General features: G+C 56.0%; 13 protein-coding genes and 3 pseudogenes. 1 reads left to right on the top strand and 15 read right to left on the bottom strand.

Annotation, left to right across the window (positions count from 1 at the left end; all coding sequences use genetic code 11):
- Nucleotides 1–126: 126 nt before the first annotated feature.
- The 15 genes and pseudogenes from pheS to GGR62_RS13165 all read right to left on the bottom strand — a co-directional run bounded on the left by pheS (nucleotide 127) and on the right by GGR62_RS13165 (nucleotide 14,004).
- Nucleotides 127–1,122, bottom strand: coding sequence for a phenylalanine--tRNA ligase subunit alpha (gene pheS, locus GGR62_RS13235; protein ID WP_184408344.1), 996 nt, complete (start codon nucleotides 1,120–1,122; stop codon nucleotides 127–129).
- Between the two features lie 296 nt (nucleotides 1,123–1,418).
- Nucleotides 1,419–1,778, bottom strand: coding sequence for a 50S ribosomal protein L20 (gene rplT, locus GGR62_RS13230; RefSeq protein ID WP_016903313.1), 360 nt, complete (start codon nucleotides 1,776–1,778; stop codon nucleotides 1,419–1,421).
- A 10-nt stretch (nucleotides 1,779–1,788) separates the two neighbouring features.
- Nucleotides 1,789–1,986, bottom strand: a complete 198-nt coding sequence (rpmI, locus tag GGR62_RS13225; RefSeq protein ID WP_002811096.1) for a 50S ribosomal protein L35 — start codon at nucleotides 1,984–1,986, stop codon at nucleotides 1,789–1,791.
- A 241-nt stretch (nucleotides 1,987–2,227) separates the two neighbouring features.
- Entirely contained in the window at nucleotides 2,228–2,755 is a 528-nt protein-coding gene (gene infC / locus GGR62_RS13220; RefSeq protein WP_074057168.1) for a translation initiation factor IF-3, read from the bottom strand.
- 63 nt (nucleotides 2,756–2,818) lie between these two features.
- A complete protein-coding gene (thrS, locus tag GGR62_RS13215) occupies nucleotides 2,819–4,723 on the bottom strand; it encodes a threonine--tRNA ligase (RefSeq protein WP_184408343.1) in 1,905 nt (634 codons plus the stop codon).
- A gap of 349 nt (nucleotides 4,724–5,072) precedes the next feature.
- Nucleotides 5,073–5,321: pseudogene (locus tag GGR62_RS13210) on the bottom strand (conjugal transfer protein TrbL); the annotation flags it as partial.
- Nucleotides 5,322–5,360: 39 nt separating this feature from the next.
- The gene (locus GGR62_RS13205) at nucleotides 5,361–6,701 is read right to left on the bottom strand and encodes a peptidoglycan-binding domain-containing protein (protein ID WP_184408451.1); all 1,341 of its coding nucleotides are present in this window, start codon (nucleotides 6,699–6,701) and stop codon (nucleotides 5,361–5,363) included.
- Nucleotides 6,702–6,746: 45 nt separating this feature from the next.
- A complete protein-coding gene (locus GGR62_RS13200) occupies nucleotides 6,747–7,337 on the bottom strand; it encodes a lysozyme inhibitor LprI family protein (RefSeq protein WP_184408342.1) in 591 nt (196 codons plus the stop codon).
- A 90-nt stretch (nucleotides 7,338–7,427) separates the two neighbouring features.
- A pseudogene (locus GGR62_RS13195) lies at nucleotides 7,428–8,228 on the bottom strand (type IV secretion system protein); the annotation flags it as partial.
- 39 nt (nucleotides 8,229–8,267) lie between these two features.
- The gene (locus GGR62_RS13190; RefSeq protein ID WP_184408341.1) at nucleotides 8,268–9,548 is read right to left on the bottom strand and encodes a peptidoglycan-binding protein; all 1,281 of its coding nucleotides are present in this window, start codon (nucleotides 9,546–9,548) and stop codon (nucleotides 8,268–8,270) included.
- Between the two features lie 104 nt (nucleotides 9,549–9,652).
- Entirely contained in the window at nucleotides 9,653–10,459 is an 807-nt protein-coding gene (locus tag GGR62_RS13185; protein WP_260305966.1) for an FG-GAP repeat protein, read from the bottom strand.
- A 225-nt stretch (nucleotides 10,460–10,684) separates the two neighbouring features.
- Nucleotides 10,685–11,308: a type IV secretion system protein gene (locus GGR62_RS13180; protein ID WP_326520262.1), complete on the bottom strand. Its 624-nt coding sequence runs from the start codon at nucleotides 11,306–11,308 to the stop codon at nucleotides 10,685–10,687.
- Between the two features lie 79 nt (nucleotides 11,309–11,387).
- Nucleotides 11,388–11,909: a DUF4189 domain-containing protein gene (locus GGR62_RS13175; RefSeq protein ID WP_184408340.1), complete on the bottom strand. Its 522-nt coding sequence runs from the start codon at nucleotides 11,907–11,909 to the stop codon at nucleotides 11,388–11,390.
- 1,091 nt (nucleotides 11,910–13,000) lie between these two features.
- Nucleotides 13,001–13,207: pseudogene (locus tag GGR62_RS21260) on the bottom strand (conjugal transfer protein TrbL); the annotation flags it as partial.
- A gap of 293 nt (nucleotides 13,208–13,500) precedes the next feature.
- Entirely contained in the window at nucleotides 13,501–14,004 is a 504-nt protein-coding gene (locus tag GGR62_RS13165) for a DUF4189 domain-containing protein (RefSeq protein WP_184408338.1), read from the bottom strand.
- Between the two features lie 213 nt (nucleotides 14,005–14,217).
- Between GGR62_RS13165 and GGR62_RS21455 the strand changes: the two genes are divergently transcribed.
- Nucleotides 14,218–14,499 (top strand): hypothetical protein, encoded by a 282-nt coding sequence (locus tag GGR62_RS21455; protein WP_326520261.1) that lies wholly within the window; start codon nucleotides 14,218–14,220, stop codon nucleotides 14,497–14,499.
- Nucleotides 14,500–15,015 lie beyond the last annotated feature (516 nt).

The following is a 15,015-nucleotide window of genomic DNA, read 5'->3' as shown; positions in this document are numbered from 1 at the left end:
AAGCCGGGAATGGAGAATAGGGAATCGGGAATCGCAACAGCGGGAGGTCTTCGGGGATCTGGAAGGTGGGCTAGGAGCGCGCTTGGCTGCTCCGATTCTCCACTCCCGATTCCCGATTCCCGGCCGTCAAGCAAACTGCCTGAGAAAGCGCACATCGTTTTCGAAGAACGCGCGCAGGTCGTTGACGCCATAGCGCAGCATCGCAAAGCGCTCCACGCCCAGGCCGAACGCGAAGCCGGTGTAGCGCTCCGGGTCGATGCCGACGCTACGCAGCACGTTCGGATGCACCATGCCGCAGCCGAGCACTTCCAGCCAGCGCGTGCTGCCGTCGGGCTGCTGCCAGGCGATATCCACTTCCGCGCCCGGTTCCACGAACGGGAAATAGCTGGGGCGGAAGCGCATTTCGAAATCGCGCTCGAAAAACGCCCGCACGAACTCGGACAAAGTGCCCTTGAGATCGGCGAAAGTGGAATGCTCGTCCACCAGCAGGCCTTCGACCTGGTGGAACATCGGCGAGTGGGTCTGGTCCGAGTCGGAGCGATACACCTTGCCGGCCGCGATCATGCGCAGCGGCGGTTTGTGCGCATCCATGTAGCGCACCTGCACGCCGGAAGTGTGGGTGCGCAACAGGCGGCCATCGCCGAAATAGAACGTGTCGTGCATCGCACGCGCCGGATGGTGCGGCGGAAAGTTCAACGCTTCGAAGTTGTGCCAGTCGTCCTCGATCTCCGGACCATCGGACACCTCATAGCCCAGGCGCGCAAAGATCTCGACGATGCGCTCAAGCGTGCGCGTGACCGGATGCAACCCGCCACGTTCGCTGCGACGACCCGGCAAGGTGACATCGATCCGCTCTCCGGCCAGACGTGCGTCCAGCGCGGCATTTTCCAGCGTGTGTTTGCGCTCGGCCAATGCAGCGGTCAGCGCATCGCGCGACAGGTTGATCGCTTCGCCAGCGGCTTTGCGCTGATCGGCTGGCAGCGTGCCGAGCTGCTTGAGCTGTGCGGTGATGCTGCCGCTCTTGCCCAGCAACGCGACGCGCAAGGCCTCCAGTTGGTCCGGCGTCTGCGCGGCGGCGACATCGGCCAGCGCACGCTCGGTCAGGGATTGAATCTCACTCATTGCACTCGCGCCTCAACTGCGTCAACCGAACGATGTTTCCGGATGCACCGGAACGCATTGCCACTCAAATCTCGTCTTGCCATGCACCCAAGCAACGATGCCTGTCGTCTAAAACGCAAAAGGGGAAGGACTCGCGCCCTTCCCCCCTGCATATCTGCGTTTCATCACCAAAAGCAGGCACACGAGTGTGCGGCTGCTCGAGACGATCTACCCCTTCAACAGTCCGCACATGGATGTGCGGGCTCTTGCGAAGGACTCGCACCAACCACGTGCGGGCTCTTGCGAGGGACTCGCACCTATGCCGCCAGCGCACCCTTGGCTTTCTCGGCCAGCGCAGCAAAGCCGGCGGCGTCGTGCACGGCGATATCGGCCAGCACCTTGCGGTCCAGGGTGATACCGGCCTTCAACAGGCCATTCATGAAGCGGCTGTAGCTCAGGCCATTGATGCGGGCAGCCGCATTGATGCGGGTGATCCACAACGAACGGAAGACGCGCTTCTTCTGCTTACGGCCGATATAGGCGTACTGCTGTGCCTTGATGACCGCCTGCTTGGCGACGCGGAAGACCTTGCGGCGGGCATTGTAGTAGCCCTTCGCCAGAGTCAGAATTTTCTTGTGGCGGCGGCGCGCCTGCACACCACGCTTTACTCGTGCCATGGTTCAGTCCTCAGAGGTAGGGAAGCATACGGTCAAGACGGCCTGCGTCCTCGGCACGGACGTGATTCGTCTGCCGCAGGTTGCGCTTCCGCTTGGTCGCTTTCTTCGTGAGGATATGGCTACGGTTTGCGTGGCCGCACTTGTACTTGCCGGAGGCGGTCTTGCGGAAACGCTTGGCCGCCGCCCGGTTGGTCTTGATCTTGGGCATTGCTATGTCCTTGATGGTGTTTTGTCACTGACCCGGGCGGCAGTCTTGCGACCACGCTTTCCATCCATGCCCTTGCCTGCTTGTAAGTCCTTGATCGAACACGATCCGGACAGGTCCTGTACCGCCTACGCGGCGCCCCGGCAAAACCGGGCCGCGCAGTCTACCCGTTACCGGGAATTCTTGCAAATCGGACGCCGCCGCAGCAGCGCCGGACCCCAGCGAGGCCCGGCGCAACGTGCGATCAGATCTTCTTCTTCGGCGCGATCATCATGACCATCTGCCGCCCTTCCAGGCGCGGACGCGACTCGATGACGATGTCTTCGCCCAGATCGGCTTCGATCCGGGACGCCATTTCGCGACCCAGCTCCTGGTGGCTCATTTCACGGCCACGGAAGCGGATATTGACCTTGACCTTGTCGCCCTCTTCCAGGAAGCGGCGCATGTTGCGCAGCTTGATCTGGTAGTCGCCCTCGTCCGTGACCGGACGGAACTTGAGTTCCTTGATCTCGACCTGCTTGGTCTTCTTCTTGGCCTCGTTGGCCTTTTTCTGCTGCTCGAACTTGAACTTGCCGAAATCCATGATCTTGCAGACCGGCGGATCGGCCTGCGGCTGGATTTCGACCAGATCCAGGCCTTCTTCCTCGGCCTTGGCGAGCGCTTCGTCGCGCGACAACACGCCGACCATCTCACCGTCACTGCCGATCACGCGGACGCGCGGCACACGGATTTCTTGGTTCTTGCGGTTCTGTTTGTTGTCAGGGGTACTGATATTGCAATCTCCCAGGGGAATCGAACCGGCGCATCCGGATCATCCAGACCGGCCGGGGTTGGCTCACGCTGCCTGCTCTGCCTGCAGGCGTTCGATGAAGGCAGAGACCGTCATGGTCCCGAGGTCCTCCCCCGAACGCGTCCGCACGGCGACTGCGCCATTTTCCTTCTCGCGGTCACCGACGACGAGCAGGTACGGCACGCGTTGCAGCGTATGCTCGCGAATCTTATAACCGATCTTCTCATTACGCAAATCGGCGTTGACACGGAAGCCTTGATTTGCAAGGGTTTTCCGAACCGAGTCCACATAGTCTGCCTGTGCGTCGGTGATATTTGCGACAACGACCTGGACCGGGGCGAGCCAGGACGGGAAGGCACCGGCGTGGTGTTCGATCAAGATGCCGATGAAACGCTCCATCGAACCGACGATCGCCCGGTGCAGCATCACCGGATGCTTTTTCTGGCTGTGCTCGTCCACGTACTCGGCGCCAAGGCGGCCGGGCATCATGAAATCGACCTGCATGGTACCCAGCTGCCAGGTGCGGCCGATGGCGTCCTTGAGGTGGTATTCGATCTTGGGGCCGTAGAAGGCGCCCTCGCCCGGCAGCTCCTGCCACTCCACCCCGCACACGCCCAGCGCGCTGCGCAGCGCCGCCTCGGCCTTGTCCCAGGTGACGTCGTCGCCCAGGCGCTTTTCCGGGCGCAGCGCAATCTTGATCTCGATGTCGTCGAAGCCGAACGCGGTGTAGACCGCCAACGCCTGCTGATGGAACGCGGTGACTTCGGATTCGATCTGCGATTCCAGGCAGAACACGTGCCCGTCGTCCTGGGTGAAGCCGCGCACGCGCAGGATGCCGTGCAGGGCGCCGGACGGCTCGTTGCGGTGGCAGGCACCGAACTCACCGTAGCGGATCGGCAGATCGCGGTAGCTGTGCAGGCCCTGGTTGAACACCTGTACGTGGCCGGGGCAGTTCATCGGCTTGACCGCGTAGGTGCGCTTCTCCGACTCGGTGAAGAACATCGCGTCCTGGTAATTGTCCCAGTGGCCGGATTTCTGCCACAGCGACACGTCCAGGATTTGCGGGCAACGCACCTCGCCGTAGCCGCTGTCGCGATAGACCTTGCGCATGTACTGCTCGACCACCTGCCACAGCGACCAGCCCTTGGGGTGCCAGAACACCAGACCGGGCGCCTCTTCCTGCAGATGGAACAGGTCCTGCTGCTTGCCGATGCGGCGATGGTCGCGCTTGTCGGCTTCTTCCATGCGCAGGATGTAGGCGTCCAGCTGCTTCTTGTCGGCCCAGGCAGTGCCGTAGATGCGCTGCAGCTGCTCGTTCTTGGCATCGCCGCGCCAGTAGGCGCCGGAAATGCGGGTCAGCTTGAAGGCCTTGAGGAAGCGCGTATTGGGCACGTGCGGACCACGGCACATGTCCACGTATTCCTGGTGGTAGTACAGGCCCATCGCGGTGATGTCGTCGGACATGTCCTCGATCAGCCGCAGCTTGTATTCCTCGCCGCGCTGGGCGAACAGCTCGATCACCTCGGCGCGCGGGGTGACCTTCTTGATCACCTCGTAGTCCTGCGCGATCAGTTCCTGCATGCGCTGCTCGATCGCGGCCATGTCTTCGGGCGTGAAGGGGCGCTCGCTGTAGATGTCGTAATAGAAGCCTTCGGCGATGACCGGGCCGATCACCATCTTGACCTCGGGATACAGCTGCTTGACCGCATGCCCGACCAAGTGCGCGCACGAGTGGCGGATGATCTCCACGCCTTCGGCGTCCTTGGCGGTGATGATGCGCAGGCTGGCGTCATGGTCGATGACGTCGCTGGCGTCGACCAGCTGGCCGTCCACTTGGCCGGCGATGGTGGCCTTGGCCAGGCCGGCACCGATCGACTGGGCGACCTGCATCACCGAGACGGGGGATTCGAATTCGCGGCGGCTGCCGTCGGGGAGCGTGATGTTGATCATGGGCAAGAATGAGGTCTGTGCTGGCTGCAGCGCGACGGCTGCAAGGGAGATCTGCCCGTTGCGGGACAGGCTCGGATAGGGATGCGGCGAGAGGTGATGCGGGAAGAACGCCGCGCGGGCGCCCTGCGAACTGGCGCGTCCGGAATCAGCGGTGGGCGGTGGTAGTGCTCATGTCGCACGCTGGGCCGGCGCGGGGCGCGGGCCACCTTCTCGCAAGGGGTCTTGGAGACGAATGGTAAACCAATCAGCCCGGCGTTGCGCATGCCAGCACGGGGCCGGCGGGCGGGTGGCATGATGCCGGCCACTCGCCCGCCGCTACCGATCAAAGCGATGTGGTCGAAGACCTATAACTCGTCGCAAGACCGATGATCAACGCCGCGCGCAGCGCCGTCACCACCAGGCCCATCGCCGCTTCACGCGACTGACCCGTCACGATCCGATAGCCCTGGATCAAGATCCACAGCGTCAGCACCGTCAGCGCCATCACCCCCACCCATGCCGTCGTCCGCTGCAACAGATTCCACTGGAAAATCGCGATCTCGTCGCGCAGGTCGTTGGAAGTAGAGCCAAGGCGGACATTCCTGACCGCCTTGGCGATTTACCAAATCGCTGAAGCGCTTCGACCAACACGCCCGACTTACATGGACATCGACCGCGAGGCAGTCTCCTGGGCCTGCACCTGCGTCGCCTGACGCTGGCTTTCCTCGGCCGCCTGTCGGCTGCTGTGTTCCAATGGTTGCGCTTCCGCTTGTGCACGATCCACATAAACACGGCGCATTGCCGGGTCCGTCATCTCGCCTTGCACTGCAAAGAAGCCGTCGCCGCTCTTGTTGGGCACCACGTGATCGATGCGCTGTAGACCACTGACCTTGGCCTCGAACACGATCTGTCCGGCCGCCTGCTGGAGTTCCTGGCGGCTGGAGAAACCGCCCCGTTCGCCCAAGGCTTCCAGCTTGCTGACCGCACCGTTGTACATCGCGTTGTCGGGATGGCGGGGGTCGGACAGCAAGGGGCTGCTGCTGGATGCTGCCTGTCCTGGCGCAGCAGGAGCGGCCGCCTGCTCGGCTTGCTTGGCGCTGTGCTGCGACAACGCCTGGCCCAAGGCTGCCTGCGTCTGCTGGCCAACGACGCCATCTACCTGCAACCCATGCTCGCGCTGGAATTGCTCGACCGCGTGCTTGGTGTTGGCGCCGAAGTCGCCGTCTGGCTGTAAAGGCTTGCCGTCGCGGCCGGTAGCGCCGAGTTGAGCCAGTTGGCCTTGCAGCTGCTTGACTGACTCGCCGCGCTCGCCTTGTTCCAGTTTGCCATCATTGGATGACGGAGAACTATTAGACCTAGATGAGGAACCTTGAGTTGGTAGCCGACCTTCGGTCAGACCAACTAAATCCTTCTTTTCCTCAAGCGCCCGATTACGCAACGAATCCCACTGTGTGGGTGAACTCTTGAATAACGTCTCAGTGTGAGAATATTTGTAGTCCTGCAATGCCTCAACGATCTGCTTATCTGACAAATCGGAAAGTTTATAGCCCTCGCCAAACTTCGCTTCAAGCCCGTTCCGAAATAGGGATGGAGTCAAGGCTCGGTACTGCACTGAGGTACTCCAAATCGCGTCCTGGACAGCAGGACCACGATCGCTTAAATCAAGCCCACCAGCCTTTAGTGCGGAAACCTGTCTGTCGTAATGCGTACTTTTGATGAAATCGTGCTGGTCCCGGCCAAAAGCGGGATCGGCGCGTGCAAGCTGAGTCCACTTTTCATTAAAGTCAACTGTCGCAGGCGACAATCCTTCGAACTCTTTCTCATAACGCGACTGATCCAAATATTCCCGCAATGTTCCTGACTTAGAGGAAAGCTGATAAGCGCCGTAAGAAACGCCACCGTGGTCTCCCTTACCCGTCGAAATGGTCTCAGCTCCACGCCGACCACTTTCATGTCGGGCAGAAGTCATTCCCAAATTCCATCCATCCATAGTTGCCATCATCGAGCCCTCGGATTTTTCGATTTATTATATAAATAAATGAGATTAACGATTTTCCAGTTCTTCGGCACGCTTTGCTGTCGCATTCAATTCACAAGAACTGTCTTCCAACTCTTCAGCCTGCCCGCCGCCAAGCGATCCACCTGATTGGCAAAGTGCGTCACGCTTCTTAATCCAATCTCGCTCCTCCTGCTTGAGTGCAGCCTTATCGCCTGCTGACAAGTTGTCCAAGAGGCGGCTATACGCCCTATTTAAACGTGCATCTTGATATTCATACTCTTCATTATTGCAATCCATCAATGCAGGCATGACCGCATCGGAATCTTTAACACATTGAGCATAAGACGAACGGAGTTTCACAGCTTTAGCCAACTCGCCCCGTTGCTGTTGAGCATCGTTGTTAAGTGCTTTCTCTAACAATTCATCTTGCTCGCGGGCGACCCGTTGCTGGTCGCGTGTGATCTCTTCAGAATTTCCAGTCTGAGAAACTCCCTTAGTCACTCCCAATTTCGAATTTTGAGGTTGACTAGGGAGCCCAGCAACCGCCTCCGGAACAACTTCCTGTTTACAGGCGCAAAGTAATATAAAGATAACCCCTGCTGTTAGGAAATACATAATTTTTAAAAAATTAAACATTAAGTCCTCGCCACTAAAATCAAGAATCCTGACAACTAAAATCAGGGAGCCATTTCGGACTGCCTAGCCATAGGGAAAACACACCTTTCAAATGATCAACGTGGTCAGTACCAAGCCCAATCCTCCCTGCTGCAGCGCCATGCTGCTGATGCCTTCGCCGCTGCCGCCGTTCAATGCCCACTTCGCCACAAAGGCCGCGCCCACTGCGCCCACCACCTTGGTCGCCAAGCTCACTGTGAAGGTCAGCACCGACAACGAGAACACCGTGCCGATGCCGTACAACAACCATTTGCTGAACAACGACTTCGTTGCCTGGAATAGCAGACACAGGATGAACAATGGCCCAAAACCTACCACCAGTGCCATGGCCAGCTTGTTCAGCAGCAGCATCGAGCCGGCGACCACGCCAGGCCCGGCCATGCCGATGCCGGTAAACCAGCGCGCACGGTCCTTGGCATCCTTGCTCTCTTCGTCGCCGCCGGTCTTGATCTGGTCAAGACCCGTCATCGCCACCTGCATCAACATCAGGTTCTTGTCGATCGCCTCGTACGGGCTGTCGGAGTCACCGGTCACCGTCTTGGTGATCGCATGGCTGACCCCGTCGGTCAAACTCCAATACAGCTGCGACGACCCCTGCGCCATGCTCGTCGCAAGACCGATGATCAACGCCGCGCGCAGCGCCGTCACCACCAGGCCCATCGCCGCTTCACGCGACTGACCCGTCACGATCCGATAGCCCTGGATCAAGATCCACAGCGTCAGCACCGTCAGCGCCATCACCCCCACCCATGCCGTCGTCCGCTGCAACAGATTCCACTGGAAAATCGCGATCTCGTCGCGCAGGTCGTTAGAAGTAGAGCCAAGGCGGACATTCCTGACCGCCTTGGCGATTTACCAAATCGCTGAAGCACAGCGACCACCACTCCCGAATTACATGGACATCGACCGCGAGGCAGTCTCCTGGGCCTGCACCTGGCTGGCCTGACGCTGGCTTTCCTCGGCCGCCTGTCGGCTGCTGTGTTCCAATGGCTGATTCTGTGCCTGCGCGCGATCCACAAAGACGCGTTGCATCGCCGGGTCGGTCATCTCGCCCTGCACTGCGAAGAAGCCGTCGCCGCTCTTGTTGGGCACCACGTGATCGATGCGCTGTAGACCACTGACCTTGGCCTCGAACACGATCTGTCCGGCCGCTTGCTGGAGTTCCTGGCGGCTGGAGAAACCGCCCCGTTCGCCCAAGGCTTCCAGCTTGCTGACCGCACCGTTGTACATCGCGTTGTCCGGGTGGCGAGGGTCAGACAGCAAGGGACTGGATGCCTCAGGAGCGGCCGTCTGCTCGGCTTGCTTGGCCGTTTGCTGCGACAGCGCCTGAGCCAAGGCTGCTTGCGTCTGGTTGCCCACCACACCATCTACCTGCAAACCACGCTCGCGCTGAAATTGCTCGACGGCGTATTTGGTGTTGGCGCCGAAATCGCCATCGGGGTGCAGCGGCTTGCCATCGCGGCCAACTGCGCCTAGCTGTACAAGCTGGCCTTGCAACTGCTTCACTGAATCGCCGCGCTCGCCCTGTTCTAGTTTGCCGTCGTGTGATTTCGCGGCGTGATGGGAGGTCGAACTGGGCGCAATGCTGGCTTTGAGATCAACACCATCGCGCTTGACGCTCTCGATCAAATCAGGAACACGACGCTCCCAACTTTCCGCGTGCCTTTGGCAGTCTTTGGCTGCTTCGATACTCCAAGGTTTGCTGGGAGTAACACCATTTACTACACGCCTGGCGTTATAGACGTCGTGGCTATCGGCATCAATGTATCGATCAAGAGGCTTGCCGGTAAACAAGCCATCGCGCATACCAACAACCAGCACCTTTGCGGCGATTTCTGGATCTTTCGCCATATCTGGATTACGGACCATTTCGCCATTTAGGCGCAGCAACTTGTCAAACTTTGCATAATTATAGTCGTGCGTGAGATGCACATAGCCACGGCCATAAAATTCTTCGCCGCCGCTGTATCCAAGCTTGCGCGCCTGGCTACGCCCGAAATCTTCTTCAGGCGCCTGAAAATTACGCGTCTCATGCTGAGCCGTCGCCAACATGTACGATATTTGCTTTGGATCGGTCACACCGTTCTCAAGCGCGGTTTTGACGATCAACCTAACGGAATATTCCCGATCCACACCAAAGCCTTCGGTGCTCCGACCACGTCCATCACTCATAGTATTCTCCGTACGTGCATGTCATTAGAATTTGTTGTTGCATCATCGGCACTACAAACCCGAAGATGCGTTGCATGTACTCACTACAAACTACCACTCACTTCCTATTTAGTTACCTCCTTCATCTCACCGTTTTGAAGCCGCTCGATCCTTTTCTTCGGGGTGGCCGGATCATTCGTGTCTTCGGTTACCCGCTCTATCAGCACTGCCTCGTTCTTTCTGAGTTCGTAGGTATCAAAAACATGGATACAGCATCCATCCCCAGAAGTAGACGTCAGTAGATTCCCTTTCACGGAGAATAGGCCATTAGCCATTACCGTGATATCAGAAAGCGATGGATTGAAGACCAAGCGTTTCTGCGCAGTATCGAAAAGATAGACGCTGTAAGAGGGACCACCATAATTCCCCTCTTTTCCAGACCACACCACTACATCTTCGTGCCCATCGCCATTGATATCGGTCAGAACGATTGAATGGCGGTTTTTCTTGTAAGAATCGTCTAGCGGACCATGATAGAACGTGGAATTGCTATCAACGTACAATGCCTCGGGCTCCAGAGCAATTGACTCGACTCCTGGAAATGCCACCTCTACAACCGGCGAGCGATTACACAGCATTATCCCTGGACTATCTTCGTTGCAGCCCTGCGCCTTAATTGAAACAGTGATATCGCTGATATTTACGCTCATCTCGCCCTGACTATTGAGTTTAGCATTGACAGTAGATGGCATCTTCAAATCCTTTTGGAGCGCGAATACAGGTTTATTTTCAACTTGATTCTCGGCGAGTGCTTTTGCTGAGTCAGTGCCCGCGGACGGAGTATGACCAGGGCTACACGCCACGAGTGAAATGACGCATGTGAAAAAAGTCGAAATCACCAAAGTCTCTAATGATGCGCGCAAGCCGGCCATAAAAACCCCGATTAATTACTTCAACACTTCTTGAAAATAGGATAGAAATCACAGCATCCAACTTTGCATGAACAACCATTACTCTCTTCGCATTTTTTCACCGAACTTACAGCACACACTTCCGTGGTAGAGACTTGAAAAATATTTTCAGACTGAAATACGGCAAAAGCAGCGCATTGGCAATGCTAAATAAGATAAGCCCGACAATCCACTGATCCATCCAAGTTACCCACCAGCCGAGGCAGCTCCACCAATCTGCGAGTACGCCATGAAGCTGCCCAGCGTGCCCTGGAAGAAGAATGCGGCCATCGGCGGGGTCGTCAGGATCAGGAGCGTCAACAATACGCCCATCCCGCCCGTTTGCAACAACACGCCAAGCCCCTTGACCGCCCAGAGCGATCCGGCAACCTTCACGACCATCTTCATACAGATCGACACCATGGCCGCCAGCACCCCCATCGAGAACATCGTGCCGATCCCGTAAAGCAGCCACTTCTGGAACAGCTGCTTGGTCTGATCGAAAAGCAGGCACAGGATGAACAGTGGACCAAAGCCAATGAACATGGCAATTGCGACCTGGTAAAGCAACAACATGGCGGCTGCCGTCAGCGCCGGCCCGCCAGTACCAATGCCGGTAAGCCATAGTGCCGTGGCCTTCTCTCGTTCAAGACCTTGGTCACCGACCACCTGTAGCGAATCGATCGTGGTCAGCGCAACCTGCATCCAGGCCAGGCTTTGGTCGATCTGCTCCGCCGTTTCATCTTCGTTGCCGGTGATCAACCCAGTGATTTCCTGGGGAACATCCACCGCTAGAAACTGGTGCAGCTCCTGCCCAAAAAATTTATTCAAAAAAGGCCATCATTGTGGCTTAATCGATTCATTCGTGCATTTCACGCTAAGGCAAAAATCCCACTAATCTTTCTTTACATCAATATTCTTGAAACTCCGCTTTACTACAATCTGAATAGCCCACTACGCAGTCCGAATTTCCGCAGTCTCGCAATGCATTACTTTCCGCCAACTCTTTGGAGTTATCGTTAAAAGTGTTGAATCTTCCAAGCTGAGTTGACTGCGCTTGAGCTATACAACTATTTTTATAAAAAACTTTCACCTTACAATCGGTTCCACCAATTTCCACACAGGCCTTAATTGCATTTTTCTTTGCTGCAGACTTGGAATGCTCCTTTGCTGCAAAGCCTAGTACTGAGTTGTCCTGACTTCTAGCAAGAGCCCCCCACCGGGTGCTCCACTCACCGGTTGGCTGAGGTGCATTTGAGTTTCCAGCCGCTATAGGCGCGCACCCTGACACTCCCTGACCGCCTATAGGGTAAAAGCCAGGCGGACATGCACCTTCTGCAGAAGCCAGGACCGGAAACATACTAAGAAAAAAAGCAAGAAATAACGTTTCATAAGCATTTCTAGTTGGAATTTCGATTGGAAGCGCGCTCACCCGTCTGCTGGGACTGCGGGGCATTGGAACCTGACATTCGCATTCCTGTCATTGCTCCATCGTCTACTCGATTTGGCTGTGCAGAAGGTTCCGCAGGTCGATAAGACCCCGGCGCCTGCCCCTGCGGCCCTGGCAACCTACCAGCCGATGTAGCACCGCCAATCTGCGAGTAGGCCACAAATCTGCCCCAGCTTACCTTGGAAGAAGAGTGCTACCGCTGACGGTGCGGTTGGGCTTAGGCTATAGGACAAGCAGACATACCGGATGTTGGTCACGCCCCATAGTTAGGCGAGGCAGCTCGAATTCACTATGCTGACGACAACTGAAGATGGCATTTCTTTGGCCGTCGCCAGCGGCGTATAAGACCCGGGTGCCTACCCGAGCGAGAATTCCGCTAATATCAGGCTTCTTCGCGGCACGAACACCACCCAACTTGCGAAACCTAATACTTCCTGAAAGACGACATACTGCATGCAGAGTATGTGATCTTACACTTCCCGACATCTGATTTTGCAGAACACGCTTTCATTGCTGACGTCTCCGCTTCGTTAGTCGAGGGTGCGCCAGAATATCCAAAACCACTCGTTCCTAAAGAGACGGCAATGGCCGCGCATTGGTTTTTGTAGTAAAAAATCGGCCTGCATTTAACTCCACCTAGCTTCTTACATTCAAGCTCGGCCTCTTTGCGCGCGAGACTTTTTGACTTTTGACTTGAAGATGCTCCGACAAACCCATTAGCTTCATCCATAGAGAGAGCCCCCCAACGGGTTTCCCATTCTCCAGTAGCAGTTGGGGAAGCTGCCCCGGAGGAGCCTTCAATCGGTGCACATCCGGATACTCCTTGCCCACCGATAGGATAAAATCCGGGGGGGCAATTACCTTCTGCGCGAGCTAAAGAGGGTTGACCCAATGCTACGTAAACAAAAAGACCAATTAGTAGGAACTTATACACGCATCTATACCTATGTATTCAGGTCGCGGTGGGCCCCGCGGCTAGCTTGGCTAGATTCGGAGGTTGGCGAGGTGGTGGCTGACGTACCCCGAATCTGCGAATTAGTAGCTGCCGTGCTGTTACTTCCATCAACCCGTTGAGCAGGAGTGTACGACCCCGGCGCCTGCCCCTGCGGCCCAGGCGATCCAGCAGCCGATGCAGCACCACCAATCTGCGAGTACGCCATGAAGCTGCCCAGCGTGCCCTGGAAGAAGAATGCTGCCATTGGTGGGGTCGTCAGGATCAAGAGCGTCAACAATACGTCCATTCCGCCGGTTTGCATTGCCTAGCTTGTAATGCCGCTGGTTAAATCCATGCTTAACGCCATGCCCAGCCTCTGCACTGCCCAACCTTTGTGACCACCTTCACTGCCCATAGCAGCAAACGACCTTGGCGAGCATCTGCATTGAGATCGACATCATGCCGCGAGCCCCCATCGAGAACATCGTACCGGTGCGATAGAGCAACTACTTCTTAAAGAATTGCTTGGCTTAATCCAATGCGAACAAATTACTTTATTGCTACCGCTTAAAATTTACATAAATAGTAATTAAATTATTTAAACAAAATTAACGCGCTAATTTTTTATAGTGCCTTACTTTAGTACGCTCTGAATTCTGGATCACTGCAAGCCGAGTAAGTTAACTTGCAGTCTGAAACACCGCGCCCCTCACACTTTTCAGTAGCCATTTTAAGAGCTTGCTTACTATCCGGCGCGGAGGTTACGCTTGAGTTCGCAGCAGACTGGGACTCCATGACAGCAACACAAGCGTTTTTGTAAACAAATACGACTTTGCAAGCCTTAGCGCCATTTTGACTGCAAAAATCGATAGCAGCATGGCGCGCAGCTGATTTAGATTTTTCCCCTGCCGCGACCCCAAGAGTTTGCGTAATCTCATCTCTTGCTAGAGCTCCCCAACGAGTTTTCCATTCACCAGTAGGCTGAGGCGAAGAGTTTGCACCTTGGCTATTAATAGGTGCGCATCCTGAGACACCTTGACCTCCTATGGGATAATAGCCCTGGGGGCAATTGCCTTCAGCGAGCACCGGCCAAGCACATGAAAAGAAGATAAGCAACAAACCTAGCTGAAATAAAATTTTCATAAAGATCTCTACGAATTCTGGATTCTTTCAGAAGCTCGACTGCCACTATTTTGTTGTTGAATAGGGGAAGATCCAATAACTTGCCGATTATTTCCAAAATCATTCGAGCCAGAGGACTCAATCGGCCTAGGCGGAGTGTACGACCCCGGCGCCTGCCCCTGCGGCCCAGGCGATCCGCCGGCCGAGGCAGCGCCACCGATCTGCGAGTACGCCATGAAGCTGCCCAGCGTGCCCTGGAAGAAGAATGCTGCCATCGGAGGGGTCGTCAGGATCAGGAGCGTCAACAATACGCCCATCCCGCCCGTTTGCATGGCCTGGCTTGTGATGCCGTTCGTGAAATCGGTTTGCAACAACACGCCAAGTCCCTTGACCGCCCAGAGCGATCCGGCAACCTTCACAACCATCTTCATGCAGATCGACACCATGGCCGCCAGCACCCCCATCGAGAACATCGTGCCGATCCAGTCGAGCAGCCATTTCTGGAACAGCCGATGATTTTGATCAAAGAGCGAGTACGAAATGAACCATGAGCCAAAGCCGAGGAATATGGTGAGGGCAAGCTAGTAAAGCAACAATTGCCATTGCAGAAGTCGACCAGCAACGAAATTTCAGCTGCAGAAAAATATGAGAAAATTATTTAACACCCTTAAGATATTATTTCATAATCAAAATAATAACTTTACCGCATTCTGCGAGACCATAACGGAGCCTGACGCCACAGAGTTTTAGTGCATTTTTCAGCAAATATTTTAAATTATTGATTCATATATTTAATATGCCACGACTCTCAGGCTGTTATTGCATCCACCCTTGAAGAAACCTTAAATTCAAAATTTTAACTACCAGCTCTTGTGCAAAACTCCATATCGATTTTCTTCGCGACGGATCTGGAGGACTCCTTCGCATCGATACCAAGGGTAATCCCCCCTCAGATCAGCAGACGTCAAAAGTGGAATTTTCTCGTAACCTTTCCTGAGGAGATTTCCATGAAGACATCACGATTCACCGACA

This window comes from Xanthomonas sp. 3075 (assembly GCF_014197275.1).
Lineage (GTDB): Bacteria > Pseudomonadota > Gammaproteobacteria > Xanthomonadales > Xanthomonadaceae > Xanthomonas > Xanthomonas campestris_B.
This window is presented reverse-complemented; position numbering and strand designations above follow the sequence as displayed.